Source organism: Erwinia sp. CGal63 (genome assembly GCF_037026505.1).
Lineage (GTDB): Bacteria > Pseudomonadota > Gammaproteobacteria > Enterobacterales > Enterobacteriaceae > Erwinia.
The window spans coordinates 64,379-90,640 of sequence record NZ_JAKUMN010000004.1 but is presented as its reverse complement, the minus strand read 5'-3'; the positions used below and the strand labels follow the sequence as shown (position 1 = coordinate 90,640).

Genomic DNA, 26,262 nt, shown 5'->3' with positions numbered 1-26,262 from the left:
CCTCTTTTATGCAATCCACACGTTTACAGCAGCAGTTTATCCGGCTGTGGCAAAGCTGCGAAGGCCAGTCGCAGGAAACCACACTGGAGCGGTTAGCGGTTCAGCTAAGCTGCTCGCGCCGTCATATGCGCAACCTGCTTGGCGCCATGCAGAAGGCGGGCTGGCTGGAGTGGCAGGCCGAAGCCGGCCGCGGCAAGCGCTCAAAGCTGACCTTTCGCTATACGGGCCTGGCGCTGCAGCAGCAGCGCGCGGAAGAGCTGCTGGAACAGGATCGCATCGATCAGCTGGTGCAGCTGGTCGGCGATAAAAACGCCGTGCGGCAGATGTTGATTTCCCATCTTGGCCGCAGCTTCCGTCAGGGAAAACATATCCTGCGGATACTCTACTATCGTTCCCTGCTGAACCTTAATCCCGCTACGGCGCTGCGCCGCTCGGAAACCCATCTGGCCAGACAGATCTTCAGCGGCCTGACTCGCATAAATGAGGAAAACGGGGAAATCGAGCCGGATATCGCCCATCACTGGCAGCCCGTTACGCCGCTGCACTGGCGTTTCTATCTGCGACCCGCCGTCCATTTTCACCACGGACGTGAAATGGAAGTCGCGGACGCGATCGCCACGCTGGAGCGGGCAAAAAAGCAGCCGCTTTTCAGCCATATTCAGCGCGTTAGCTCTTCCGCACCCTGGACGTTGGATATCCACCTTCATCAGCCCGACCGCTGGCTGCCGTGGCTGCTGGCAGGCGTCAGCGCGCTAATTCTGCCGCGGGAATGGCCTTCGATGACGGATTTCAGCCGCCAGCCCGTCGGCACCGGCCCTTACGCCGTAGTGCGCAACCAGCAAAGCCAGCTGCGTATTGCAGCGTTCGATGACTACTTCGGCTACCGCGCGCTGATCGACGAGGTCAATATCTGGGTACTGCCGGAGATCAGCGAAGAGCTGGTTTACTCCGGCGTCAGGCTGGAAGGCGGCAGCCTGGATGAAAAATCCGAGGAGAGTCGCCTGGAAGAAGGCTGCTATTTTCTGCTGTTCGATCAGCGTTCGCCGCAGGGTCGCGATGAGCAGGTACGCCGCTGGATTAGCGCCATCGCTAACCCGATAACGTTGCTAAGCCAGGCAGGAACCGGCTATCAGCGCTACTGGTTTCCGGCTTATGGACTGCTGCCGCGCTGGCATCATCGCCGGGATCTGGCGGCGCCGGAGAAACCTCCAGGCCTCACCTCGCTGACGCTGACCTGGTATGGCGATCATATCGAGCATCAGGCTATCGCTAATCTGCTGCAGCCGCTGCTGGCTTCTCAGGGCGTTGAGTTAGTTACCAGACAGGTCGATTACGACAGCTGGCATCGCGGCGAAGCGGAAAGCGATATCTGGCTGGGCAGCGCCAATTTCACCCTGCCGCTGACCTTCTCTCTGTTTGCGCTGCTCTATGAGATCCCGCTGCTACAGCATTGCGTGCCGATTGACTGGCAAAAGGACGCGCAGCGCTGGCGCGAGCAGCAGCTGTCGCTGGCCGACTGGAGCAGAGAGCTGATAGCCGACTGCTACTTTCATCCCCTGTTTCACCACTGGCTGCTGCTGGAGGGCGAGCGCAGTATGCGTGGCGTGCGGATGAATACGCTTGGCTGGTTCGATTTCAAATCCGCCTGGTTTGCGCCGCCGGAATCATGACGCTTTCGCTACTCTTTGGAAATCATTAGAATAAGGCGTTCTCAACGGGGTGCGCGGCGCAAGCCGAGGCTGAGATAAACCCGTCGAACCTGATCCGGCTAATACCGGCGTAGGGATTTGAGAGTGTTTTGCTCAGATCGCGCGTCGCCCTGACCCTCAAGGAACGCAAAGTGTTAAAAAAAGCCCTGCCTCTGCTGCTGCTCTGCTCGCTCTCCGCCGTCGCCGCCAAACCTGCGCTAACGGTTTATACCTACGACTCTTTTGCCTCTGACTGGGGGCCTGGCCCGGCGATTAAAAAAGCGTTTGAGGCCGACTGCGGCTGCGAGCTGAACTATGTCGCCCTTGCCGACGGCGTTGCATTGCTGAACCGTCTGCGCATGGAAGGCAAAAACAGCAAGGCTGACGTAGTGCTGGGTCTGGACAACAACCTGCTGGATGCGGCGAAAAAAACCGGCCTGTTTACCGAAAGCCATATCGACACCCACGAGGTTAAAGTGCCGGGCGGCTGGCACGACAGCACTTTCGTGCCCTATGACTATGGCTGGTTCGCCTTTGTTTACGATAAAACCCGACTGGCCAATCCACCCAAAAGCCTGAAGGAGCTGGTCGACGGCAGCCAGCCGCTGAAAGTCATCTATGAAGATCCGCGCACCAGCACGCCTGGCCTGGGGCTGCTGCTCTGGATGCAAAAAGTCTATGGCGACGACGCGCCTGCCGCCTGGCAGAAGCTGGCGAAGAAAACCGTTACCGTCACTAAAGGCTGGAGCGAAGCCTATGGCCTGTTCCTGAAAGGCGAAGCCGATATGGTGCTGAGCTATACCACTTCGCCGGCTTATCACCTGATCGAAGAGAAAAAAACGCAGTACGCCGCGGCGGACTTCAGCGAAGGGCACTATTTACAGGTGGAAGTCGCCGGTCAGCTTAAGGGCAGCAAACAGCCGCAGCTGGCGCAGAAATTTATGCAGTTTATGCTGGACAAGCCTTTCCAGCAGACGATCCCGCAGGGCAACTGGATGTATCCGGCAGTGCCGACAGCCTTGCCTGCCGGCTTTGACACGCTGACCGTACCGAAAACCACGCTGCAGTACTCCTCGCAGGAAGTCGCCAGCCATCGCAGCGAGTGGGTCAGCGCATGGCAACGCGCCGTCAGTCGCTAAGCCGCCGCAGACCGTCGGGCAACCTGGTTCCCGGCGGCCTTGTCGCCACGCTGCTGGTTGCCGTCGCGCTGCTCGCTTTTATGGCGCTGTGGCGTCACGCGTCGGTCAATGCGGGCAGTCTCTGGCACGACAGCTATCTGTGGCACGTCCTGCGCTTCTCGTTCTGGCAGGCTTTCCTCTCCGCTTTACTGGCGCTGGCGCCTGCCGTTCCGCTGGCGCGGGCGCTCTGGCGCCGCCGCTTTCCCGGCCGGAACATCCTGCTGCGCCTCTGTGCTATGACGCTGGTGCTGCCGGTGCTGGTGGCCGTATTCGGTATTCTGAGCGTTTACGGACGCTCGGGATGGCTGGCGACGCTTTGCGGCTGGCTTGGCGTGGACTACCTCTTTTCGCCTTATGGCCTGCAGGGCATTTTGCTGGCGCACCTCTTTTTTAACCTGCCGCTGGCTGCCAGGCTGCTGCTGCAGACGCTGGAGCAGATCCCGACAGAGCAGCGTCAGCTTGCCGCCCAGCTTGGCGTAACGGGATGGCACTCTTTTCGTCTGGTGGAGTGGCCCTGGCTGCGGCGGCAGCTGCTGCCGACCGGTTCGCTCATCTTTATGCTCTGTTTCGCCAGCTTCGCGACCGTGCTGGCGCTGGGCGGCGGCCCCAAAGCCACCACCATCGAACTGGCGATCTTCCAGGCGTTGAATTTTGATTATGACCCCGGGCGCGCCGCGCTGCTGGCGCTTATTCAGATGATCTGCTGTCTGAGCCTGGTGCTGCTGAGCCAGCGGCTGAGCAAGGCGCTGCCTTCCGGCACAACCAGCCTGCAAAGCTGGCGGGATCGGCAGGATAGCCGACGCGCGAAGGTTCTGGATACCGTGCTGCTGACGCTGGCGCTGCTGCTGATAGCGCCGCCGCTGCTGGCGGTGATCGTCAGCGGGTTAAACAGCAGCCTGTTTAGCGTCCTTCAGCAGCCCGCGCTGTGGCAAGCCGTTTATACCTCGATAAGCATCGCGCTGGGCGCGGGCGCGATTTGCGTAATCCTTACCGTAATGCTGCTGTGGAGCAGCCGGGAACTGCGCCTGCGCCAGCAGCCCTTCGCCGGCCAGATGCTGGAACTGAGCGGTATGCTGATCCTGGCGATGCCCGGCATCGTGCTTGCTACCGGCTTCTTTCTGCTGCTGAACGAGACCAGCGGCCTGCCGCAGTCGGCGGAAGGCATCGTTATCTTTACCAACGCGCTGATGGCCATCCCCTATGCCATCAAAGTGCTGGAAAACCCGCTGCGCGATATCGCCGAACGCTATAACCGCCTTTGCCTGGCGCTGGATATTCGCGGCCTGAACCGGCTGCGGCTGATAGAGCTGCGCGCGCTGAAACGACCGCTGGCGCAGGCGATGGCTTTCGCCAGCGTGCTGTCGGTCGGCGATTTCGGCGTAGTGGCGCTGTTTGGCAACGAAGATTTCCGTACGCTGCCCTTTTATCTTTATCAGCAGATGGGCTCCTATCGCAGCGAAGATGGCGCGGTAAGCGCGCTGCTGCTGCTGCTGCTCTGCTTCCTTTTGTTTACCCTGATTGAAAAACTGCCGGGACGCCATGCTGACGCTGACTAACCTGACCTGGATCTACCAGCATCTGCCGATGCGCTTTACCCTTTCAATGCAGGCGGGAGAACGTCTGGCCATCCTCGGCCCCAGCGGTGCGGGCAAGAGTACGCTGCTAAGCCTGATCGCCGGTTTTCTGCTTGCCGACAGCGGCGAACTGCAGCTTAACGGCGCGGATCACCTGCTTACGCCGCCGGCGAAACGGCCGGTTTCCATGCTGTTTCAGGAGAACAACCTGTTCCCCCATCTTACCGTGGCGCAAAATATCGGGCTGGGACTGCATCCGGGACTGCGGCTGGACGCCGATCAGCGTCAGCGTTTACAGAGGATAGCGGAAAGAGTCGGGCTGGAAGCGTACCTGGCACGTCTGCCCGGCGAGCTTTCCGGCGGTCAGCGACAGCGCGCCGCGCTGGCCCGCTGCCTGGTGCGCCAACAGCCGATCCTGCTGCTGGACGAGCCGTTTTCCGCGCTGGATCCGGCGCTGCGCAAGGAGATGCTGGCGCTGACGGATGAAGTCTGTCGGGAAAGAAACATCACGCTGCTGATGGTATCGCACAGCATTGAGGATGCGGCGCGTATCACGCCGCGCAGCGCGCTGGTGGTCGATGGCCGGATCTGCTGGGACGGCGGCACTTCCGCCTTGCTTAACGGCGAGGTCAAAGAGGCTGCCGTGCTGGGAATTGCTCTGCGCTAAAAGCGGCCAGCCGCAGCAGCGTTGCTTCGCCGTTCAAGCCTGCAAAAAACTGCATGCCGACGCGATCGAGGAAAAATGTCCTACAGCCTGACCGGCGAGGCGCTGACACGTCAGCGCCGCAATAATTTGCTCCGCTTTATCAGGTATCTTTTTCACAATTAAGAAGGTGAGGAGTGCTCCTGTTACAGGGCCAGCATTATTAATCACCTCTTAGCCCGTATTCATGACAAAATTGTCTTCGCCAAAAAAGAGCATCATTCAAACTCGTTTCATGCCGTTATATTACCTCTCCTGGATTATTACCTTTCGCATCAGGCAGAATATTATCTCGCCATAACCAAAATGAATGACCGATGTAATGTAACTTTCACAACAAAGTGCTATTAATGCCCTGAGAGAAAATAGCCAGCAGTACACTTCATTAAAGGAAACGGGCAATGATCGACGCGCAAAAAAAGACGATATTAATCACCGGCGGTTCCAAAGGGCTTGGCCTTTCCTATGCCAGAGCGCTGGCTAAAGATCATCGGGTCATCATTACCGGCAGAGACGCGCAGAGGCTGGCCGAGCTTGAAGATGAGTTTCGCGGCGCCATTCACTGCCTGCAGTGCGACGTTACCGACCGAGCTGCTGTCGCCGCCTGTTTCGCTGAAATTGCTGAAAAATTTGGCCATATTGATGTGGTAATCAATAATGCGGGCGTTTGGGGGCCGGTCGATAAATTCGTTGATATCGCAATGGATGACTGGTTTGAAGCGATTAATATCAATCTGCTCGGGCTCTCCTGGTGTACGCATGAAGCGTTAAAACCCATGCGTGCAAAAAAGCGCGGCATTATTATTAATATTGTCAGCAACGCGGGCGTTTACCGCTGGCCTTACTGCACGGCTTATTCCGTCACTAAAGCCGCCGTGATTAAATTAACGGAAAATCTCGCCGTCGAAATGAAACGAGAGAATATCTCTCTTTACGCTTATCATCCGGGTCTGGTGCATTCCACCGGCATGGTCACTAACCTTATTGAAACAATTACCGACAGCAACAGCGCTCGCGGTAAAGCTCTGCAATGGGTTTATAGCGAAAAAGACGCGGGAAATACGGTTGATGAAGCGCAAAGCCTGATCAATATCGAACATCTGTGCAGCGGAAAATATAAATCGTTAAGCGGGCTCTATCTGACGGTCAAAGACGATTTAGATCTGCTGATGGAGAGGAAAAAAGAGATCCGGGCAGGCGATCTCTTTATGCTAAGAGTAAACGGCCTGGCCGTTTAGGCATTCAGCCATGGTTGCGACAGAAGACGGCTACCAACATAGCTTTCCCTGCGGCGCTATGCCGCAGGAAACCTCGATTAGCGCGAAAACTGTTCCAGCAGCAGCGCAGCCGTTGCTGCGGAAGAGCCAGGGTTTTGCCCGGTAATCAGCAGACCGTCCTGAACCACATAAGATCCCCAGTCCGCGCCTTTGGAGTAGATGCCGCCCTGTGCGATCAGCTCATCTTCAACCAGGAAAGGTACGACGTCAGTCAGGCCTACGCCTTCTTCCTCGCTATTAGCGAAGCCGGTCACTTTCTTGCCTTCCACCAGCGGACGGCCCGCAGGCGTTTTCACATGACGTAGCACGCCCGGCGCGTGGCACACCAGCGCCACTGGTTTTTCTGCGGCAATAAATGACTCGATCAGCGCGATGGAATGTTTGTCTTCCGCCAGATCCCACAGTGGGCCGTGACCACCCGGATAGAAAACCGTGTCGTAATCGGACTGAGAAACCGTATCAAGGCGTACGGTAGCGGCCAGCTGCGCCATAGCATCGGCATCCGCTTCGAAACGGTGCGTCAGTTCCGTCTGGAAAGCGGGCTCGTTGCTTTTAGGGTCCAGCGGTGGATTGCCGCCCGCCGGCGAGGCCAACGTAATTTCGGCGCCCGCGTCTTTAAAGGCGTAATAAGGCGCGGCCAGCTCTTCCAGCCAGAAGCCGGTTTTGCGGCCGGTATCGCCCAGGCGATCGTGTGAGGTCAGAACCATTAAAATTTTCATCAGCTATCTCCGAATCGGGGTTATTAAACAATAGTAGACCAGTCGTCTTGTAACGGAGTAAAAAAACAGGCCGGCTTTCTGACCGTGCCATTTGTAAAACCGTTGCCGCGCAATCGCTTTAGTTCAGCAAACTGCGCGACAGCAACAGCGGTTCGCTATCTCTGAAGCCGTTCTGCTGCGACGCGCTCAAAGGCATGTCGCAACCGCTTCTTAAAGCGCTACGCCAAGCGTCTGTCGGGTCAAGCGCATTGCCGCCACAAAGGGCGCTTTATTGCGTGCGATCTTCACCATCACGCTGGCGCCCAGCCAGAGCTGGTAAAGACTTTCGGCCACCTGACGCGGCTCGCTGCCGCCGAGGCTCAGGGAGTTTTCCGTGGCACCCGCTTCCAGCGCTTCCGCCAGCCGCGCGACAATCTGCGACGTCCCTTTGTCCAGCGCCTGGCGCATATTTTCCGACAGATCGGCCACTTCCGCGCCCAGCTTTACCGCCAGGCATTTTCCCTGGCAATCCTGGAAGGACTGCGTATCCTGCCACTGCTGCCAGTAGTTCATCAGCCGCTGCGCCATGGTCAGGCCGCTCTGGCTTAGCGTACGATCAAGCTCGTCCAGATAATCGGCGAAATAGCTCTCCAGCATAGCGACCGCAAAAGCGTCTTTCGAACCAAAATAGTGATAGAAAGAGCCCTTTGGCACGCCTGCTTCGGTCAGGATTTCATTCAGTCCAACCGCCGAATAGCCTCTGCCTGCCATAATGCGCTGGCCGGTCGCGAGAATATGCTCGCGAACGTTGTCTTTGTGTTTATGCGTCGCTGTGTTCATGTTTTAACCCTACCCCTGATTAGACCGGTCGTCTACATTTTCTGGTAACTTTTTTATTACCGCTGCTTTGAATGCGCGCATTACCTTAGCCAATCTCATAGTAAAATTATAATTATCAATAAATTAGATGAAAATTATGGCGTGGTAGCGTTACAGCGGTCATTGTTTGGTACGCCTTTATGAATCACGTCACAAATACGCAATTTCCTCTTAACAATTTTTACCTCTCAGAAAATTAACCTGAAAATAAAACCTGAATAATTCCAAGCAGTTTTCTTTGATTAGCCTGGATTAATGCGCCCAACGCATCAATTCATGCGTTAATTGCGCTTATTTACTTTGCTTTACTCAGCCAGTCTTCAAAGCAGGCGCGGCGAAAAGCGCCACTGACAAACTGGAGATGGCTATGCAACTTACTTCTGGCTCACCCCTTACTACCCGTGCCCGGATTGGCGCTATTTTCCGCGTCACTTCAGGCAATTTTCTGGAGCAGTTCGATTTCTTCCTGTTCGGTTTTTATGCTACCTATATCGCCCACACCTTCTTTCCGGCCAGCAGCGAGTTCGCCTCGCTGATGATGACTTTCGCCGTCTTCGGCGCGGGCTTCCTGATGCGGCCCGTCGGCGCGGTAGTGCTGGGCGCCTATATCGACAAAGTGGGCCGACGCAAAGGGTTGATCGTCACCCTTTCTATTATGGCCGCAGGCACCTTTCTGATTGTGCTGATCCCCTCTTATCAGGCTATCGGACTTTGGGCGCCGCTACTGGTGCTGACGGGACGCCTGTTACAGGGCTTTTCTGCTGGCGCGGAGCTGGGCGGCGTCTCGGTCTATCTGGCTGAAATCGCCACGCCAGGCCGCAAAGGCTTTTACACCAGCTGGCAATCGGGCAGTCAGCAGGTCGCCATTATGGTGGCGGCAGCGATGGGCTTCGCGCTTAATGCTCTTCTTGGAGAAACCGCTATCCGCGAATGGGGCTGGCGCATTCCGTTTCTGTTTGGCTGCCTGATCGTGCCTTTTATTTTTCTGCTGCGCCGCAGGCTGGAAGAGACGCAGGAATTCAACGCCCGCCGCACGCATCTGGCGATGCGCCAGGTATTTAAAACGCTGCTGGCTAACTGGCAGGTTGTGGTCGCCGGGATGTTGATGGTCGCCATGACCACCACCGCTTTTTATCTGATCACCGTTTATGCGCCGACCTTCGGCAAAAGAGTGCTGCTGCTCAGCGCTTCCGACAGTCTGCTGGTAACGCTGCTGGTCGCCGTCTCCAACTTCTGCTGGCTGCCGGTGGGCGGCGCGCTCTCCGATCGTTTCGGCCGCAAGCCGGTGCTGATTGCCATGACGCTATTGGCGCTTGCCACCTCCTGGCCCGCGCTGCGCCTGCTGGCCGACGCACCGGGTTTCTTTATGATGCTGGGCGTGCTGCTGTGGCTGTCGTTTATTTATGGCCTGTACAACGGCGCCATGATCCCGGCCCTGACGGAAATTATGCCGCCGGAGGTGCGGGTTGCCGGTTTCTCGCTGGCCTATAGCCTGGCGACCGCGATTTTCGGCGGCTTCACGCCGGTGGTTTCTACAGGCCTGATTGAGCTGACAGGCGATAAAGCCTCACCGGCTTACTGGATGAGCTTTGCCGCCGTTTGCGCGCTGCTGGCAACGCTTTACCTTTATCGCCGCAGCGCCACGCATTTTCAGTCTGCCGCTAAATCGCTCGGTTAAGGAGAGAGCATGAACAAAACAGGTCGTATCGTGATAGCGCTGCCGCTGCTGGCGCTTTTCAACGCAGGCGTACAGGCAAAAGAGCTGACGGTCATGATTTCCGGCGGTTTTAAAGCCGCCTGGGAGCAGCTCGCTCCGCGCTTCGCTGCGCAGGAAGGCTATAAAATCACTACGGTTTCGGGGCCTTCGATGGGGCAATCGGCGCAGGCTATCCCCGCCAGACTGGCTCGCGGGGAACGAGCAGACGTAGTGATTATGGTTGGCGACGCGCTGGAAAAACTCGATAAAGCGGGTTGGGTTTTGCCTGGCTCCCGCGTGGAGCTGGCCGATTCGCCCGTTGGCGCAGTGATTAAAAAAGGCGACACGCCCGTCAGCATTAAAACCACAGAGGAGCTGCGCACGGTTTTATTGCGGGCGCGATCTGTCGCTTACTCGGACAGCGCCAGCGGCAGATACGTCAGCAGCCAGCTGTTTGAAAAGCTGAGCATTGCGGATCGGGTGAGCAGCAAGGCGCGGATGATAGAGCGGATCCCGGTCGCTTCCGTCGTGGCCGACGGCCAATACGCGCTGGGCTTTCAGCAGGTCAGCGAACTGCTTCCCGTTCCCGGCGTCACCTTTATCGGCGAGCTACCGGCCAGCGTGCAGTACACTACCCGCTTCGCGGGCGCGGTGACGAAAGGCGCTGTCGATGGCCAGGAGGCGCAAAAACTGCTGCGCTATCTCTCTTCGCCAGCGGTGCAGCAAACCGTACGCGCTACCGGCCTGAAAACCGTAGCGAAGCAGACGGCTACCGTTCAATAATTAACTTCTCGAGCTCGGCGGCAACGTGCGACAGCACGCGGCCGCTACGCCTGAGCAAGCCGACCGTACGCTGAACCACCGGATCGGTCAGCGGCACGCTGGTCAGCACGGAATGGCCTGACGAGGGCATCGACATAGCGGGTACGGCAGCGATGCCGAGCCCCGCTTCGACCATGCCCAGCATGGTGGTGACGTGCCGGGTTTCACAGATGCTGGGCCGTGCCGGAACGATGTCCGCCAGCGCCAGATCCAACAGATTGCGGTTTCCCGAAGTCTTATCCAGCCCGATCCACGCCTGCTGATAAAATTCCTGCCATGTCAGGCCGTCGCGCTGCGCCAGCGGATGATCGCGCCGACAGGCGACGACGTAGCTGTCTTGCAACAGCGGCAAAAATTCGATATCGGCCTGCGTGCGGCCGGAAAAACTGATGCCGAAATCCGCCTGGCCGCTGACCACCGAGTCGTACACGTTGCTGGCGCTGCTGTCGATAAGCTTGACGCGCACGCGCGGGTAGCGCAGCTGAAAACGGCGAATCACGTCGGGCATAAAGTAGTAGGCCGCCGAAGGCACGCTGGCGACGGTGACCAGCCCGGTACGGTTCTGGCTGACCTCGCTGAGATCCGCCATCACGTCCTCAAAATCGGTCAGCAGCCGTCCCGAACGCTCGGCGAAGCTCTGCCCCGTCAGCGTCAGGCTGACGCGTCGGGTCGTGCGCTCAAACAGCTTCACCCCCAGCGCGTTTTCCAGCTTGTCGATTCTGCGGCTCAGGGCGGACTGCGAAAGGCAAATCGACTCCGCCGCAAGGCGAAAGTTGCCGTACTCCACCAGCGCCCGGAAAGCATAAAGGTCGTTCAGGTCGAAATTAACCGGCATAGTCTCCCCCTTGCGCGCCGCGCTAGCCGATAAACACCTGCCACAGCAGATGACGGAACACCGGCATCATCGGATGGAACTGGATCGCCACAAAGCTGCCTGCCCCAATAGCCATCATCAACGGCGCCAGCCAGCGCAGACGGCTGGCGGGCAGATACGCGCTCGCCCAGTCCTGCTGTTTTTTGGCGCGCAGCCAGCGCCAGGCGAGCCAGCCGCCCAGCCAGACCAGCAGCGCCACCGCCAGCAGCAGCCATTTAAACAGGCCGCTCTGCGCATCTTTCGGCACGTCAATCGCCACGCCCGCCAGAATGCCCGGCAGCAAATAGAGAGGCGGCCACAGCAGGCAGCCGATCAGATTAGGCGGAATAAACTTCTTTACCGGCAGCTCCAGCATCCCGGCCACCAGCGGAATTAACGGCCGCGTTGGGCCGATAAAGCGACCGACGATAATAGTAAACATGCTGTGCTGATGCAGCGCATGTTCGGTTTTATCCATCATCGCCTGATGTTTCCTGATAAACGACCAGCGGTGCAGCGGCCCTTTAAACTGCCAGCCGATAAAATAGGAGATCCAGTCGCCCAGCAGGCAGCCGACGATACCGGCGCCCCAGGCCGGATAGAGGTTAATCTGCCCGCTGCCGACCAGCGCGCCCAGCGACGCCATCAGCACCGTGCCGGGCAACAGCAGTCCGACCAGCGCCAGCGATTCAAAAAAGGCGACCAGCCCGACCGCCAGCAGGGACCAGGCAACTGATTGAGTAATAAGATGATCCAGCCAGGCTTCCATAAATTTCACATTCTGCTTATCGGGAGGTCGGATTGTCCCGACCCGATCAGGCTCCGTCAAGCGCTGTTTTGTATGGGAATGCGGATATTTTTCGTTGTCCGGTAAAGAAAAAAATGCCGCCAACGTCGCGATGAAAAGCCGCTTTGCCAAATAAAGCCCTGTATAAATAAACATGCTAAAGTAGGCAGATTGACCGGCGTTGTCTTTGCGGATGCCGGTTCCACCCTCTTTTCCTCTCGCTCCAGGAGATTCAGGTGAACGACGCGCGCGCAGGTTTTCTGCTGACCCGACACTGGCGGGATACGCCCAACGGCACGGAAATCGTGCTGTGGCTGGCCACGGACGACGGCCCGCAGCGAGTGACGCTGCCGCCGCAGGAGTCGGTCGCCTTTATTCCGCAGCAGCAGATGGTTCAGGCGGAGACGCTGCTGCGCGCCGAACGCGACTTTCGGCTGACGCCGCTGAAACTGAAGGATTTCCGCCAGCGCCCGGTCGCCGGGCTCTACTGCAAACAGTATCGCCAGCTGCAAAAGCTGGAAAAGCTGCTGCGTGAAAACGGCGTGATGGTTTACGAGGCGGATATCCGGCCGCCCGAGCGCTTCCTGATGGAGCGTTTTATCACCGCGCCGGTCTGGTTCAGCGGCCGGCAGAGCGGCAACGGCCTGGCGGAAGCGCGCCTGAAACCCAATCCGGACTATCGCCCGCCGCTGAAATGGGTGTCGCTGGATATTGAAACCACGCGCCACGGCGAGCTTTACTGCATCGGGCTGGAAGGCTGCGGCCAGCGCGTAGTCTATATGCTGGGGCCGGAGAACGGCGACGCCAGCCGGCTCGATTTCCAACTGGAATATGTCGCCAGCCGTCCGGCGCTGCTGGAAAAGCTCAACGCCTGGTTTGCCGAACATGACCCGGATGTGCTGATTGGCTGGAACGTGGTGCAGTTCGATCTGCGTATCCTGCAAAAACATGCCGATCGCTATGCTATTCCGCTGCGGCTGGGGCGCAACAACGAGACGCTGGAGTGGCGCGAGCATGGCTTCAAGCCAGGGATCTGGTTCGCCCAGGCGAGCGGCCGGCTGATTATCGACGGCATCGAGGCGCTGAAGTCCGCGTTCTGGGATTTTCCCTCTTTCAGCCTGGAGTCGGTATCGCGCGAGCTGCTGGGCGAAGGCAAAGCCATCAACAATCCGTGGGACAGAATGCAGGAGATTAACCAGCGCTTCGCGGAAGATAAGCCAGCGCTGGCGCACTACAACCTGAAAGACTGCGAGCTGGTGACGCGTATTTTCCGGCGCACGGAGATCATGCCCTTTCTGCTGGAGCGAGCCACCGTCAACGGCCTGCCGGTAGACAGGCACGGCGGCTCGGTCGCCTCGTTCAGCCATCTTTATCTGCCGCGTATGCATCGTGCGGGCTATGTCGCGCCGGGGATTGGCGAGGTGGCGCCGGAAGCCAGCCCGGGCGGCTACGTCATGGATTCGCGGCCGGGCCTTTACGACTCGGTGCTGGTGCTGGATTACAAAAGCCTTTATCCCTCGATTATCCGTACCTTCCTGATCGATCCGGTCGGGCTGGTGGAAGGCCTGGCGCATCCTGACGACAAAGACTCGGTCAGCGGTTTCCGCGAAGCGCGGTTCTCGCGCACCCTTCATTGCCTGCCGGAGATCGTCGGGCAAATCTGGCAGGGCCGCGAGGCCGCGAAAAAGCAGGGCAACAAGCCGCTGTCGCAGGCGCTAAAAATCATTATGAACGCCCTGTATGGCGTGCTGGGCACCAGCTCGTGCCGCTTTTTCGATCCGCGGCTGGCCTCTTCTATTACGCTGCGCGGCCATGAAATCATGCGGCAGACCAGAGAGCTGGTCGAGGCGGAAGGCTACGACGTTATCTATGGCGATACCGATTCCACCTTTGTCTGGCTGAAAGCGCCGCACGACGAACCTGCGGCCGCCGCCATCGGCCAGCAGCTGGTGACGAAGATCAATGCCTGGTGGCGCAGCCATTTGCAGCAGGAGTTTGGGCTGGAAAGCGCGCTGGAGCTGGAGTACGAAACCCACTTCAGCCGTTTTCTGATGCCTACCATTCGCGGCGCGGAACAGGGCAGTAAAAAACGCTACGCGGGCCTGATCCGCGAAGGCGACGCGGAGCGCATGGTGTTTAAAGGGCTGGAAACAGTGCGCACTGACTGGACGCCGCTGGCGAAAAATTTCCAGCAGGCGCTTTATCTGCGGATTTTCAAAAAACAGCCGTATCAGGATTATATCCGTGAAACCGTGCGCCAGCTGCTGGACGGCGAGCTGGACGATCAGCTGGTTTACAGTAAAAAGCTGCGCCGACCGCTGGATGATTACCAGCGCAACGTGCCGCCGCACGTGCGCGCGGCAAGGCTGGCCGACGAGCAGAACCGCAAGCAGGATCGGCCTTTGCAGTACCAGAAAGGCGGCCGCATCCGCTATGTGATGGCTACGTCAGGGCCGGAGCCGCTGGAGGCGCGCCTGACGCCGCTGGACTACGAACACTACCTTTCCCGCCAGCTGCAGCCGGTGGCGGAAGGCATTCTGCCTTTTGTTCAGGATGACTTTGCTACACTGGTTACAGGACAGTTGGGGCTTTTTTGACAGGTGACGAACGCGCCACCTTCCAGTACCATAGCGCCCTTCCTGCAAAACGAAAAAATTCTGCCGGGCTTTTATCGCCGGGTAGCCGTGCTATTGCCTGAAATAACCTCTACGAGAATCGAGCCGAATATCTATGCCTTTTACACTTGGTCAACGCTGGATCAGCGATACGGAAAGCGAACTGGGATTAGGAACTGTGGTCGCGGTAGACACGCGCATGGTGACGCTGCTTTTCCCCGCCACCGGCGAAAACCGTCTTTACGCTAAAAATGATTCGCCTGTTACTCGTGTGATTTTTAATCCGGGCGACACCATCACCAGTCACGAAGGCTGGCAGCTGGAGGTCGCGGAAGTCGTTGAGGAGAACGGGCTGGTAGCCTACCTCGGGACTCGTCTGGATACCGGAGAAGCGGGCGTGCTGATGCGCGAAGTGATGCTGGACAGCAAGCTGGTGTTCAGTAAACCGCAGGATCGCCTGTTCGCCGGCCAGCTGGATCGTATGGATCGCTTCGCCCTGCGTTTTCGCGCGCGTAAATATCAGAGCGAGCAGTATCGCCTGGCGGTCAGCGGCCTGCGCGGAATGCGCACCAGCCTGATCCCACACCAGCTGCATATCGCGCACGACGTTGGCCGCCGCCATGCGCCGCGCGTGCTGCTGGCTGACGAAGTGGGCCTCGGCAAGACTATCGAAGCGGGCATGATTATCCATCAGCAGCTGCTGGCTGGCCGCGCAGAGCGCGTGCTGATCGTGGTGCCGGAAACCCTGCAGCACCAGTGGCTGGTTGAGATGCTCAGGCGCTTTAACCTGCGCTTCGCCCTGTTCGACGACGATCGCTATGCGCAGGCGCGGCTGGACAGCGACAACGCCTTCGACACCGAGCAGCTGGTGATCTGCTCGCTCGATTTCGTGCGCCGCAACAAGCAGCGTCTGGAAATGCTGGCGGAAGCGGAATGGGATCTGCTGATTGTCGACGAGGCGCACCATCTGGCCTGGGAAGAGGGCCAGCCGAGCCGCGAATATCAGGTGATTGAACAGCTGGCCGAGCATATTCCGGGCGTGCTGCTGCTGACCGCCACGCCGGAACAGCTGGGGATGGAGAGCCACTTCGCTCGTCTGCGCCTGCTGGACCCGGATCGCTTCCACGACTTCGCCGCTTTTGTCGAAGAGCAGCAGCACTTCCGTCCGATCGCCGACGCCGTCGCCGGCCTGCTGGCCGACGAGCCGCTTGATAACACCGCAATGAATATGCTGAACGATCTGATGGGCGAGCAGGATATCGAACCGCTGCTGCAAATCGCCAACAGCGATCGCGAAGGCAAGCTGGAGGCGCGTCAGGAGCTGATTAGCATGCTGATGGATCGCCACGGCACCAGCCGCGTGCTGTTCCGCAATACCCGTAACGGCGTAAAAGGCTTCCCGAAACGCGAGCTGCACCAGATCCGCCTACCGCTGCCGACGCAGTATCAGACCGCGATCAAAGTCTCCGGCATTATGGGCGCGCGTAAGGCGGCCGACGAGCGCGCGCGCGACATGCTCTATCCGGAGCAGATTTATCAGGAGTTCGAAGGCGACAGCGGTACCTGGTGGAACTTCGATCCGCGCGTCGAATGGCTGATGGGCTTTCTGACCAGCAACCGCAACAGCAAAGTGCTGGTGATCTGCGCTAAAGCGAACACTGCGCTGCAGCTGGAGCAGGTTCTGCGCGAGCGCGAAGGTATCCGCGCCGCCGTGTTCCACGAAGGGTTGTCTATTATCGAGCGTGACCGCGCTGCGGCCTGGTTCGCTTCCGAAGAGGATGGCGCTCAGGTGCTGCTCTGTTCGGAAATCGGTTCCGAAGGCCGTAACTTCCAGTTCGCCAGCCAGATGGTGATGTTCGATCTGCCCGCCAACCCGGATCTGCTGGAGCAGCGTATCGGCCGTCTCGATCGTATCGGCCAGGCGCACGACATCAAAATCCACGTGCCTTATCTGGAAAAAACCGCGCAGTCGGTACTGGTGCGCTGGTACCACGAAGGGCTGGACGCCTTTGAGCATACCTGCCCGACCGGACGCGCCGTTTACGACAAGGTCAGCACGCAGCTGATCGACTATCTGGCCTCGCCGGAAAATACGGCAGGCCTGGACGACTTTATCAGCGAGTGCCGCGAGCAGCACAACGCGCTGAAGAGCCAGCTGGAACAGGGTCGCGATCGCCTGCTGGAGCTGAACTCCAACGGCGGCGAAAAAGCGCAGGCGCTGGCGGAAACCATCAGCGAGCAGGACAACAATATCGAACTGGTCAACTTCGCGCTGAACCTGTTTGATATCGTCGGCATCAACCAGGAAGACCGCAGCGATAACCTGATCGTGCTGACGCCGGGCGATCATATGCTGGTGCCGGATTTCCCTGGCCTGCCGGAAGATGGCTGCACCATCACCTTCGATCGCGGTCAGGCGCTGTCGCGCGAAGACGCGCAGTATGTAACCTGGGAGCATCCGATCATCCGCAACGGTCTGGATCTGATCCTCTCCGGCGATACCGGCAGCTGCGCGCTGTCGCTGCTGAAAAACAAAGCGCTGCCGGTCGGCACGTTGCTGCTGGAGCTGATCTACGTGGTGGAAGCGCAGGCGCCGAAGCAGCTGCAGCTGACCCGCTTCCTGCCGCCGACGCCGGTACGTATGCTGGTGGATCGCAAAGGCACCAACCTGGCGGGCAAAGTGGAGTTCGAAAGCTTCAACCGTCAGCTGAACGCGGTCAACCGTCATACCGGCAGCAAGCTGGTTAACGCGGTACAGCAGGATGTGCACGCGATCCTCAAGCTGGCGGAAGATCAGGCGGCCGAGGAAGCACGCAAGCTGATCGAGGCGGCACGCGCCGAAGCGAACGAGAACCTGAGCGCGGAGCTGTCGCGTCTGCAGGCGTTGAGCGCCGTCAATCCCAATATCCGTCAGGATGAGATCGACGCAATGGAAAGCAACCGCGAGCAGGTGCTGGCGGCGCTGGACGACGCGGGCTGGCGGCTGGACGCGCTGCGCCTGATTGTTGTCACGCATCAGTAATTGGCACGGGGCGGCCGCGGTCGCCCCACACAGGCAGAAAGATGGAACCCTATAATCCTTCACAAGATCCTTTGGCCGTTCTTTACCAGGACGAGCATATTATCGTGGTCAACAAGCCGAGCGGCCTGCTGTCGGTGCCCGGTCGTCTGCCCGAGCACAAGGACAGCGTTATGACGCGTATTCAGCGCGACTTTCCGCTGGCGGAATCCGTGCATCGTCTGGATATGGCCACCAGCGGCATTATTGCTGTAGCGCTGACTAAGGCGGCCGAACGGGAATTAAAGCGTCAGTTCCGCGAGCGCGAACCGAAGAAAACCTATCTGGCTCGCGTCTGGGGACATCCTGAGCAGGAAGAAGGATTGATCGATCTGCCGCTGATCTGCGACTGGCCGCAGCGGCCGAAACAGAAAGTCTGTTTTGAAACCGGCAAGCCGGCGCAGACGGAATATCAGGTGCTTGAGTATGCGGCGGATAACAGCGCTCGCGTGCGGTTAATGCCGATTACCGGCCGTTCCCACCAGCTGCGCGTGCATATGCTGGCGCTCGGCCATCCGATTCTGGGCGATAATTTCTATGCCCATGAAGAGGCCAGGGCAATGGCGCCGCGCCTGCTGCTGCACGCGGAAATGTTGACCATTACCCATCCCAAATATCAGACGCCGATGACCTTCCGGCAACCGGCGGATTTCTGAACCAGAAGCCTCTGCGCCAGCCGCAGGGGCTTTTTTTTAGCCAATACAGTGCGACAGCGTCGCGGTTTTCAGGCCATAGCGACTGGCCACCGCTTCCAGCACTGCCGTTTGCGGCTTGCCGTGTGCGGGATGCAGCTCCTCATAGAGATATTGCCTGTCCGACAGCGCATATTTACGCAGGCCGAAGTTGTGATAGGGCAGCAGGTCGATTCCCTGAAAGCTACGGCTCTCTCGCGTTATTCCGGCGATTAGCCGCATCATCTTCTCCGCTTCTTCATCACCGTCATTCACTTCCGGTATCACCGGTACGCGGATGCGTAGCGGGATCGGCTGCTCCAGCAGACGCGCCAGATTTTGCAGAATGCTGCGGTTGCTGACGCCGGTATAGCGCTGGTGCAGAGCGTCGTCGGCCAGCTTGAGATCGTACAAAATCAGCTGGCTGGCCTCGCAGACCTGCCAGAGCGCTGGCCAGGCGGCGAAGCCCGAGGTTTCCACCGCGGTGTGGATGCCCTCTTTTCTGGCGCGCTGCAGCAAGGCGCGGGAAAATTCCGGCTGCATCGCGATTTCGCCGCCGCTGAGCGTCATGCCGCCGCCGGAAGTGCGGTAATAAAGCTCATCGGCCGCAACCAGATCGATCACCTCCTCCACGCTGAGCGTCTGGCCCACCTTACGTAGCGCCGCCGCCGGACAGCTCGCCTCATCCGGCCAGCTCTTATAGCTTACGGCGCTGGTTTTCAGCGCCGATTTGCCCGGACAGGCCTGCCAGCACGACGTTTTGCCGCAGCGCTGGCGGTCGAATAAGATTTCCGGCTGCGGCGCCAGGCTTTCCGGATTCGAGCACCAGGCGCAGCGCATCTGACACCCTTTCAGAAAAACCACGGTGCGCACGCCTGGCCCGTCATGCAGGGAAAAGCGCTGAATATTGAAAACCCTGCCGCTGTCGTTAACCGAAGGTACACAGTTCGGTACGGCTGATAATTTCATTCTGAACCTCACGGCTGAGCTCGACAAAAAAGGCGCTGTAGCCCGCTACCCGAATCATCAGGTTGCGATACTGTTCCGGATTTTCCTGCGCTTTCTTCAACGTTTCATTATCCACGTAACTGAACTGCATCTGGGCGTTGCCCAACATGCTGGCGCTGCGTAGCAGCGTAATAATGCCCTGCTCGCCCTCTTCCGTATCCAGGATGCCGTGCAGCAGCTTGAAGTTGTGCACCACGCCGATCTCCATCTCTTCGACATTGATGCGACCAACGGAGTTGATAATGGCGGTCGGGCCGGCGTAATCCGTTTGCTGCGACGGGCTGATACCATCCGCCAGCGGCATGCCGGCCAGGCGTCCGCTGGGCAGCGCGCCGGTCACCAGGCCGAAAGGCGTGTTGTTGGAAATAGAAAGCGTGCCGTGAGTGAACGGGCCATAGAGCATACGATACTGGCGATGTTCGTTTTCGATAAAGCGGATCAGATCGCGGGCAATCAAATCGACCTCTTCGATATCGTTGCCGAATTTAGCAACGTTCAGACAGGCGGTGCGCAGCGCTTCGTGACCGCTAAAATTGTCGCGCAGCGCCTGCGCCATCGCTTCCGGCGTCACCTGCTGCCGTTTATAAACCAGCTCGCGTACTGCCATCATCGAGTTGGCGTAGTCCGCCATGCCGGTCCAGATCAGGCCTGGGCCATTGTTGATCATCGCGCCACCCTGCATCACCTCTTTGCCCTGCTCCAGGCAGCCTTCCACCAGGCAGGAGATAAACGGCTTGGGCGCCAGCTCGCGATGCAGCTTCTGCATCATCAGCGTGGCTTGCGCGGCCTGTTTGACAATATGGCGCAGCTGCGTTTTCACCGCTTCGTCGAAGGCTTGCCAACTGGTCAGCTCCGCCGCTTCGCCAGTCTGCGGCCCCATCTGGCTGCCGCTGGCGCTTCTGCCGTTGTTCAGCGCCAGTTCGATAGCGCAGGTAAAGGTGGTATAGCCGACCGAAGTCCACTGATAGATGCGGCCGGAACGCTGCGGCTCCACGCAGCCCATCAGGCAATAGTCGCGGGCGTCGTCGTAATCGAAGCCTTTACGCAGCATCATTTTGATATGGGCATCGTCAAAGTGGCAGGCCGGGAAGCCGATGCCGGCGCGGATCACCTCGACGATTTTGCGCATAAAAGGCTGCGGCGACTGGTTGTGGATTCGTACCGCCAGGCTTGGCTGATAGATTTTCAGCTTGCGCGAACAGTCCATAATCAGCAGCGAAAGCGGATTGGTGGCGTCGCCGCCTTCGCGCTTCTGACCGCCGACCACCAGATTGACGAAAGGCTGATAGCCGGCGAAATACATGGCGGAGCTGGCGCTGCAGATCCACATGCATTCGGACATTTTAATCATCCAGCAGCAGAGCAGCTCTTCCGCCTGCTCCTGCGTCAGTTCGCCCGAGGCCAGATCGGCTTCCAGCAGCGGCCAGAGATACTGATCGACGCGACCCAGCGAAATCCCGGTCTGGTTCTCTTCCAGGATAAACAGCGACTGGGCGAACCAGATCGCCTGCAGCGCTTCATAGAAGTTGGCCGGCGGCTGTTCCGGCACGCGGCGGCAGATCGCGGCCAGCTTCTCCAGCTCGGCTTTGCGCTGCGCGTCCGCCGTCTGCTGCGCCAGCTCCAGCGCATAGTCGGCATAGCGGTTAGCATAATCCACCACGCCCTGACAGGTTTCGACAATCGCCTCGTAAAAATAGCGCTTGTCCTGATCTTGCGGACAGGTCGGCGACAGCCTGGCCAATGCCGCCTCGGCCTCGGCGCGTACGCCGCCCATGCCTTTTCGCAGCAGAATAATATCGTAGCCCGGACAGGTATCGCCGCCGCCGTTCTGCGTTTTGATGCTTAAATCGCAGATGCCTTCTACCGTGCTCCACTCCCATAAACCGGCGTGGCGCAGCTGGGTTTCCGCCACCTCATCAAGAGAGCGGCCCTGCCAGAAAGGGAAAATCTCTTCACGCAGCTCGCGCTTGACCTCTTCGCTGATTTCATAAGGGTCCTGGGCACGCGTGGACATAGTCTCCAGCTCGTCCGCGACCCAGCGCCAGGCAATTTCCGGCGAAATTTCGCCGCCGCGCGCCGCACCCGCCGGATGGCTGATAATCAGTTCATCATGCTCTATCACCAGCGGCGCCGTGCGGCAGGCGTGACGAAAAGCCATCGCGCGCAGCAGAATAGCGGGCATCCCCGGATAGCGACGATAAATTTCCGTCACCGCTCGGGCGCGAGCGGCGGAAATAAAAGGTTTGGCCTGCAAATAGCGATCGCGCAGGCGATCGACGCGAGGAAGAAGCTGCGTGTTCAGAGTAGCCATTAAAAAATCCCCATAGTGAGACAGCCTAAAACGATAAAACCAATGCCGACAACGGAATATTTATCGAGGCTGTGGCGGAAAAAAATCGCGCCGACCAGGCTGATAACCACAATTCCCAGTCCTGCCCAGAGCGCGTAGGAAAGGCCGACGGAAAGCAGAACGATCGCCTTTGATAACCCGTAAAAACAGAGGCCGTACAGCGCCAGCACGCCAGCGGTAAGCGGCCAGCGTTTAAAATTATTAGTACTCGGCAGCAGACTGGTTGCCAGCACTTCCAGCAGGATAGCGCTGGCAAGCCACGCTAATCCGATCAGCGTACTGTGCATAATTATTTTACCTCCACGGCTTTTTCATCCTGACCTTTATTTGCCAGAAGATTAATAATCAGCACGCCTGTGACAATCATTGTCACACCGATAAAACCGCCGGGACTTAAAGAGATGTTAAAGAGGAAGAAATTAATCGTGGAGGTCATCACGATACCCGCGCCGGCCCAGAGCGCATAGGCCAGGCCCAGCGGGATTCTTTTTAGCGAAAGCGTTAAGAAATAGTAGGCGGCCGCGTAGCTGCTCAGCGCCAGAATGGTCGGCAGCAATACCGACATGCCTCTGGAAAGCGTCAGCAGCATAGTGGCGGTTATTTCAGCCGCTACGGCAATACAGAGGAAGAGCGAGTGTTTATCTTTATTCATATTTTATTAAACCGGATTGCCATCATCACCCATGATTAATTATTTTATTTTCTTTATCATAGCGACGAGCCTGTAAACCCTGCCTCAACACCGCAGATCTGAAAACAAAAAAATTCCGGCATCCAATAATATTTATATAAACTGACTTATTTATAATTTGCTTAAAAAAAGCGCTGATAAAGCTACCAGACTGACAAAAAAGGGGTTATTAGCGCTGTTCAGCCCGGTAATAATAAATTTACTCTGGCGTGGTTAACGCAGCGTTTAGAAACGTAGCGGAAGGGAATTAAGAATAAATAATCAATTTTAAAAAGCCGGCGACGGAGCGTCGCCGGGCTGAAGGCGTTTACTTAAAGCCTTTTTCGCGCTTGATCAGATCGTAAGCCGCCTGAATCTCCTGCGCTTTTTGCTTGGCCATCTCCATCATCTGCGGCGGCAGGCCTTTCGCTACCAGCTTGTCCGGATGGTGTTCGCTCATCAGCTTGCGATAGGCACGCTTGATGGTCGTCGCGTCATCGCTGCTTTTCACGCCCAGCACGCTGCAGGCGTCTTCCAGCGTCGGCCCGCGCGGGGGCGCATAGCCCTGCGAGCCGCCGCGCTGATAGCCACCGCCGCCGCCAAACTGCTGTCCGCCCTGCATCATGCGCAAAAACTGGTCGAACTGCGCGTGGGAGATCCCCAGCTCTTCCGCGATCACGTACAGCACCTGTCGTTCATTCGGGTGCAGCGAGCCGTCGGCGAACGCGGCCTGAATCTGGATTTCCAGAAACATGCGGATCAGATCGAAGCGGCCAAAGCAGGCGCTGCGCAGCTCGCGCAGTTTGCTACGCAGCGGATAGTCGCCCTCTTTTCCCTGACGAAAAGCCTGCTGCGCGGCGGTTCTCGCCTCGCCATGCAGCTGCATACGATCCATTAACAGCGAGGCCATCTGAATATCCGCGTCGGTCACGCGGCCTTTAGATTTGGTCAGATGGCCCATGACCTGGAAGGTGGTGCTGAAAAAAAGCGCCTGACGGGTTTGCTGATTGGCGAAATAGCCCTGTCCCTGCACCGCTCGCGCCTTGTCGATCAGATGACCGAAAAGCAGGCCGATGGCCAGCCCCCAAAAGCCGGTGCCGCTTAACAATCCCAGCACAAGCCCGATTACTTTTCCCCAATAGCGCATATACTCCTCAATTCGCCATGCTGAAGGCTAAAAATTGCATTATCATACTCGTCATTTATCTCTGAGCCTAACGGCAACGCGGTCAAACAGCCTGGATAACACTAGCGCAACGCAGTTGAGTGCGTTAGTCTCTGACCGTTTGTCGGCATGATGCCAGCTATCACGGAATTTTCGATACCGCGTATGAAAAAACGACTACCTACTTTGCTGGCCACGCTTATCGGCTCAGCGCTCTATAGCCAACAGGGTCTGGCAGATGACCTTGCCTCGCAGTGTATGCTGGGCGTACCGAGCTACACCCGGCCTCTGGTTCAGGGTAAAAATACCAATGAACTACCGGTTACTATCAACGCGGATCAAGCGAAAGGCAACTATCCTGACGATGCGGTGTTCACCGGCAATGTCGACATCCGCCAGGGCAACAGCCGGCTGCTCTCCGACGAGGTGCAGCTGCATCAGCGCCAGCAGCCGGGCCAGACGGCGCCGGTACGTACCGTCGACGCGCTGGGCAATGTGCATTACGACGACAACCAGGTGATCCTGAAAGGGCCGAAAGCCTGGTCGAATCTTAATACCAAAGACACCAACGTCTGGAACGGCACCTATCAGATGGTGGGACGTCAGGGACGCGGCAGCGGCGACCAGATGAAGCTGCGCGGCGAAAACCGCTACACCATCCTTGAGAACGGCACCTTTACGTCCTGTCTGCCCGGCGACAACAGCTGGAGCGTGGCGGGCACGCAGGTTATCGAAGACCGTGAAGAGCAGGTAGCGGAAATCTGGAACGCCCGCTTTAAAATCGGCGCGGTACCGGTGCTGTACAGCCCCTATCTGCAGCTGCCGATTGGCGATCGCCGCCGTTCCGGCTTTTTAATCCCGAACGCTAAATATGGCAGCTCCAACGGCTTCGAGTTTATTCTGCCCTACTACTGGAACATCGCGCCGCAGGCCGATGCCACCATCACGCCGCACTATATGAGCAAGCGCGGCCTGCAGTGGCAGAACGAGTTCCGTTACCTGACCAAAGCGGGCGCGGGCCTGATCGAGTTCGACTACCTGCCGACCGACGATCAATACAACAAAGACGCGGCGACGCGCGGTATCGCGGACGATAAAGACTCCAATCGCTGGCTCTTCTTCTGGAAACATTCCGGCGTTTATGACCAGAACTGGCGTTTCAACGCCGATTACACCAAGGTCAGCGATCCTTACTACTTCACCGATCTGGATTCCACCTACGGCGATTCTACCGACGGCTACGTTACGCAGAAATTCAGCATAGGCTACGCCGAGAAAAACTGGGACGCGACGCTGTCGACCAAACAGTTCCAGATCTTCTCCACCCAGACCAATAACGACGTCTATCGCGCCGAGCCGCAGTTCGACTTTAACTATTACCAGAACAACGTCGGCCCGTTCGATACGCATCTCTATGCGCAGGCGGTGAAGTTCACCAACGTCAACGAGTCCTATCCGGACGCGACCCGTCTGCATCTGGAGCCAACTATCAACCTGCCGCTCGCCAACGGCTGGGGCAGCATCAATACCGAAGCGAAACTGCTGGCCACGCACTATCAGCAGGATGATATCGAGTATTACAACGACAACGTCGACACCAGCAAAGTTAACCAGCTGAAAAGCACGGTGAACCGCGTTATGCCGCAGTTCAAGGTCGACGGCAAAATGGTATTCGACCGCGATATGGACTGGGCAGAAGGCTATACCCAGACGCTGGAGCCGCGCCTGCAGTACCTCTATATCCCCTATCGCGACCAGAGCACCATCCGCGCTTACGACTCCACGCTGCTGCAAAGCGACTACACCGGCCTGTTCCGCGACCGCACCTATAGCGGCCTGGATCGCATCGCTTCGGCCAACCAGCTAACCAGCGGCGTGACGACGCGAATATTTGATAACGATTTGGTTGAACGTTTTAACGCTTCTATTGGTCAAATCTACTCGTTTACTCCGTCCCGTACCGGACTGGAGAACGCGGACAGTGACGATCGCGGTAGCCTGGTCTGGGCCGGCGACACTTACTGGAAGATTAGCGATCGCTGGGGCGCGCGCGGCGGTGTGCAGTACGATACCCGCATCGACAACGTTTCCCAGGGCAGCGCCGTGCTGGAATATCGCCGCGATGCCGATCGTATGGTGCAGCTGAACTATCGCTACACCAGCCCGGAATATATCCAGCAGACGCTGAGCCAGATCAGCAACCCTGGCTATCAGCAGGGGATTTCGCAGGTAGGCGCGACGGCCAGCTGGCCCATCGCCGACGCCTGGTCGGTGGTAGGCGCATGGTATTACGATACCAAAGCCAAACAGCCTGCCGATCAGCTGATTGGCGTGCAGTACAGCTCCTGCTGCTACGCTATTCGTCTGGGTTACGAACGTAAGATCACCAGTTGGGAAAACAACAGCAGTACCTATGACAACCAAATCTCGTTCAACATTGAGCTGCGCGGCCTGAGCCCATCCTATAGCCTGGGCACCGGGCAAATGCTGCGTCAGGGCATCCTGCCTTATCAGCGCTCTTTCTGATGTTGTGATAATTAGTATGCCAACCCGCAGTGCGGATAGAAGAA

At 58.2% G+C, this 26,262-nt stretch carries 20 protein-coding genes and 1 riboswitch; of the genes, 11 read left to right on the top strand and 9 right to left on the bottom strand.

Annotated features, from left to right (window positions below):
- Positions 1 to 8 precede the first annotated feature (8 nt).
- The 5 genes from sgrR to MKZ79_RS13855 all read left to right on the top strand — a co-directional run bounded on the left by sgrR (position 9) and on the right by MKZ79_RS13855 (position 6,381).
- Complete coding sequence (gene sgrR / locus MKZ79_RS13875; RefSeq protein WP_336142970.1) at positions 9 to 1,670, top strand: HTH-type transcriptional regulator SgrR; 1,662 nt, start codon at positions 9 to 11, stop codon at positions 1,668 to 1,670.
- Positions 1,671 to 1,705: 35 nt separating this feature from the next.
- A riboswitch (TPP riboswitch) is annotated at positions 1,706 to 1,804 on the top strand.
- A 36-nt stretch (positions 1,805 to 1,840) separates the two neighbouring features.
- A complete protein-coding gene (gene thiB / locus MKZ79_RS13870) occupies positions 1,841 to 2,827 on the top strand; it encodes a thiamine ABC transporter substrate binding subunit (protein WP_336142969.1) in 987 nt (328 codons plus the stop codon).
- Positions 2,803 to 4,422 carry a thiamine/thiamine pyrophosphate ABC transporter permease ThiP gene (gene thiP, locus MKZ79_RS13865; protein WP_336142968.1) on the top strand — a complete coding sequence of 540 codons (1,620 nt, stop codon included), beginning with the start codon at positions 2,803 to 2,805 and terminating at the stop codon, positions 4,420 to 4,422. Before thiB ends, thiP begins: the two co-directional genes overlap by 25 nt.
- Positions 4,406 to 5,107 (top strand): thiamine ABC transporter ATP-binding protein ThiQ, encoded by a 702-nt coding sequence (thiQ, locus tag MKZ79_RS13860; RefSeq protein ID WP_336142967.1) that lies wholly within the window; start codon positions 4,406 to 4,408, stop codon positions 5,105 to 5,107. Before thiP ends, thiQ begins: the two co-directional genes overlap by 17 nt.
- 437 nt (positions 5,108 to 5,544) lie before the next feature.
- Positions 5,545 to 6,381 (top strand): SDR family oxidoreductase, encoded by an 837-nt coding sequence (locus MKZ79_RS13855; protein ID WP_336142966.1) that lies wholly within the window; start codon positions 5,545 to 5,547, stop codon positions 6,379 to 6,381.
- A 77-nt stretch (positions 6,382 to 6,458) separates the two neighbouring features.
- Here MKZ79_RS13855 and MKZ79_RS13850 read toward each other — a convergent pair whose 3' ends face one another.
- A complete protein-coding gene (locus MKZ79_RS13850) occupies positions 6,459 to 7,139 on the bottom strand; it encodes a type 1 glutamine amidotransferase domain-containing protein (protein WP_336142965.1) in 681 nt (226 codons plus the stop codon).
- Positions 7,140 to 7,349: 210 nt separating this feature from the next.
- Entirely contained in the window at positions 7,350 to 7,958 is a 609-nt protein-coding gene (locus MKZ79_RS13845) for a TetR/AcrR family transcriptional regulator (protein ID WP_336142964.1), read from the bottom strand.
- Positions 7,959 to 8,364: 406 nt separating this feature from the next.
- Here MKZ79_RS13845 and MKZ79_RS13840 point away from each other — a divergent pair, with 406 nt between their 5' ends.
- Positions 8,365 to 9,675, top strand: a complete 1,311-nt coding sequence (locus tag MKZ79_RS13840) for an MFS transporter (RefSeq protein WP_336142963.1) — start codon at positions 8,365 to 8,367, stop codon at positions 9,673 to 9,675.
- Between the two features lie 9 nt (positions 9,676 to 9,684).
- Complete coding sequence (locus MKZ79_RS13835) at positions 9,685 to 10,476, top strand: substrate-binding domain-containing protein (RefSeq protein ID WP_336142961.1); 792 nt, start codon at positions 9,685 to 9,687, stop codon at positions 10,474 to 10,476.
- On the opposite strand, the gene MKZ79_RS13830 is transcribed toward MKZ79_RS13835, so the two are convergent.
- On the bottom strand, positions 10,463 to 11,350 hold the full coding sequence (locus tag MKZ79_RS13830) for a LysR family transcriptional regulator (protein WP_336142960.1): 888 nt from the start codon (positions 11,348 to 11,350) through the stop codon (positions 10,463 to 10,465). The genes MKZ79_RS13835 and MKZ79_RS13830 overlap by 14 nt on opposite strands.
- 22 nt (positions 11,351 to 11,372) lie before the next feature.
- The gene (locus MKZ79_RS13825; RefSeq protein WP_336142959.1) at positions 11,373 to 12,137 is read right to left on the bottom strand and encodes a DedA family protein; all 765 of its coding nucleotides are present in this window, start codon (positions 12,135 to 12,137) and stop codon (positions 11,373 to 11,375) included.
- A 254-nt stretch (positions 12,138 to 12,391) separates the two neighbouring features.
- Here MKZ79_RS13825 and polB point away from each other — a divergent pair, with 254 nt between their 5' ends.
- The 3 genes from polB (at position 12,392) to rluA (ending at position 18,484) form a co-directional block, all read left to right on the top strand.
- Positions 12,392 to 14,752, top strand: coding sequence for a DNA polymerase II (polB, locus tag MKZ79_RS13820; RefSeq protein ID WP_336142958.1), 2,361 nt, complete (start codon positions 12,392 to 12,394; stop codon positions 14,750 to 14,752).
- Between the two features lie 133 nt (positions 14,753 to 14,885).
- Positions 14,886 to 17,792 (top strand): RNA polymerase-associated protein RapA, encoded by a 2,907-nt coding sequence (gene rapA / locus MKZ79_RS13815; RefSeq protein WP_336142957.1) that lies wholly within the window; start codon positions 14,886 to 14,888, stop codon positions 17,790 to 17,792.
- Positions 17,793 to 17,833: 41 nt separating this feature from the next.
- Positions 17,834 to 18,484 (top strand): bifunctional tRNA pseudouridine(32) synthase/23S rRNA pseudouridine(746) synthase RluA, encoded by a 651-nt coding sequence (rluA, locus tag MKZ79_RS13810; protein WP_336142955.1) that lies wholly within the window; start codon positions 17,834 to 17,836, stop codon positions 18,482 to 18,484.
- Between the two features lie 36 nt (positions 18,485 to 18,520).
- Here rluA and MKZ79_RS13805 read toward each other — a convergent pair whose 3' ends face one another.
- From MKZ79_RS13805 to djlA, 5 genes are all read right to left on the bottom strand, one after another.
- Positions 18,521 to 19,468 carry a glycyl-radical enzyme activating protein gene (locus MKZ79_RS13805; protein WP_336142954.1) on the bottom strand — a complete coding sequence of 316 codons (948 nt, stop codon included), beginning with the start codon at positions 19,466 to 19,468 and terminating at the stop codon, positions 18,521 to 18,523.
- On the bottom strand, positions 19,428 to 21,809 hold the full coding sequence (gene cutC, locus MKZ79_RS13800) for a choline trimethylamine-lyase (protein ID WP_336143367.1): 2,382 nt from the start codon (positions 21,807 to 21,809) through the stop codon (positions 19,428 to 19,430). The genes MKZ79_RS13805 and cutC overlap by 41 nt, the downstream gene beginning before the upstream one ends.
- Positions 21,810 to 21,817: 8 nt before the next feature.
- Positions 21,818 to 22,144 (bottom strand): DMT family transporter, encoded by a 327-nt coding sequence (locus tag MKZ79_RS13795; RefSeq protein ID WP_336142953.1) that lies wholly within the window; start codon positions 22,142 to 22,144, stop codon positions 21,818 to 21,820.
- A 2-nt stretch (positions 22,145 to 22,146) separates the two neighbouring features.
- The gene (locus tag MKZ79_RS13790; RefSeq protein WP_336142952.1) at positions 22,147 to 22,509 is read right to left on the bottom strand and encodes a DMT family transporter; all 363 of its coding nucleotides are present in this window, start codon (positions 22,507 to 22,509) and stop codon (positions 22,147 to 22,149) included.
- A 346-nt stretch (positions 22,510 to 22,855) separates the two neighbouring features.
- Positions 22,856 to 23,674, bottom strand: a complete 819-nt coding sequence (gene djlA, locus MKZ79_RS13785; protein ID WP_336142951.1) for a co-chaperone DjlA — start codon at positions 23,672 to 23,674, stop codon at positions 22,856 to 22,858.
- A gap of 147 nt (positions 23,675 to 23,821) precedes the next feature.
- On the opposite strand from djlA, the gene lptD reads away from it, so the two are divergent.
- Positions 23,822 to 26,218, top strand: a complete 2,397-nt coding sequence (gene lptD / locus MKZ79_RS13780; protein WP_336142950.1) for an LPS assembly protein LptD — start codon at positions 23,822 to 23,824, stop codon at positions 26,216 to 26,218.
- Positions 26,219 to 26,262 lie beyond the last annotated feature (44 nt).

Excerpts from the sequence above, each read along its gene's own strand:
- MKZ79_RS13795 (WP_336142953.1), bottom strand. The coding sequence starts at position 22,144 with ATGCACAGTACGCTGATCGGATTAGCGTGGCTTGCCAGCGCTATCCTG.
- MKZ79_RS13850 (WP_336142965.1), bottom strand. The coding sequence starts at position 7,139 with ATGAAAATTTTAATGGTTCTGACCTCACACGATCGCCTGGGCGATACC.
- MKZ79_RS13840 (WP_336142963.1), top strand. The coding sequence starts at position 8,365 with ATGCAACTTACTTCTGGCTCACCCCTTACTACCCGTGCCCGGATTGGC.
- rapA (WP_336142957.1), top strand. The coding sequence starts at position 14,886 with ATGCCTTTTACACTTGGTCAACGCTGGATCAGCGATACGGAAAGCGAA.
- djlA (WP_336142951.1), bottom strand. The coding sequence starts at position 23,674 with ATGCGCTATTGGGGAAAAGTAATCGGGCTTGTGCTGGGATTGTTAAGC.
- thiQ (WP_336142967.1), top strand. The coding sequence starts at position 4,406 with ATGCTGACGCTGACTAACCTGACCTGGATCTACCAGCATCTGCCGATG.
- MKZ79_RS13805 (WP_336142954.1), bottom strand. The coding sequence starts at position 19,468 with ATGAAATTATCAGCCGTACCGAACTGTGTACCTTCGGTTAACGACAGC.
- sgrR (WP_336142970.1), top strand. The coding sequence starts at position 9 with ATGCAATCCACACGTTTACAGCAGCAGTTTATCCGGCTGTGGCAAAGC.
- MKZ79_RS13835 (WP_336142961.1), top strand. The coding sequence starts at position 9,685 with ATGAACAAAACAGGTCGTATCGTGATAGCGCTGCCGCTGCTGGCGCTT.
- lptD (WP_336142950.1), top strand. The coding sequence starts at position 23,822 with ATGATGCCAGCTATCACGGAATTTTCGATACCGCGTATGAAAAAACGA.
- thiP (WP_336142968.1), top strand. The coding sequence starts at position 2,803 with ATGGCAACGCGCCGTCAGTCGCTAAGCCGCCGCAGACCGTCGGGCAAC.
- MKZ79_RS13830 (WP_336142960.1), bottom strand. The coding sequence starts at position 11,350 with ATGCCGGTTAATTTCGACCTGAACGACCTTTATGCTTTCCGGGCGCTG.
- MKZ79_RS13790 (WP_336142952.1), bottom strand. The coding sequence starts at position 22,509 with ATGAATAAAGATAAACACTCGCTCTTCCTCTGTATTGCCGTAGCGGCT.
- MKZ79_RS13855 (WP_336142966.1), top strand. The coding sequence starts at position 5,545 with ATGATCGACGCGCAAAAAAAGACGATATTAATCACCGGCGGTTCCAAA.
- MKZ79_RS13825 (WP_336142959.1), bottom strand. The coding sequence starts at position 12,137 with ATGGAAGCCTGGCTGGATCATCTTATTACTCAATCAGTTGCCTGGTCC.
- MKZ79_RS13845 (WP_336142964.1), bottom strand. The coding sequence starts at position 7,958 with ATGAACACAGCGACGCATAAACACAAAGACAACGTTCGCGAGCATATT.
- rluA (WP_336142955.1), top strand. The coding sequence starts at position 17,834 with ATGGAACCCTATAATCCTTCACAAGATCCTTTGGCCGTTCTTTACCAG.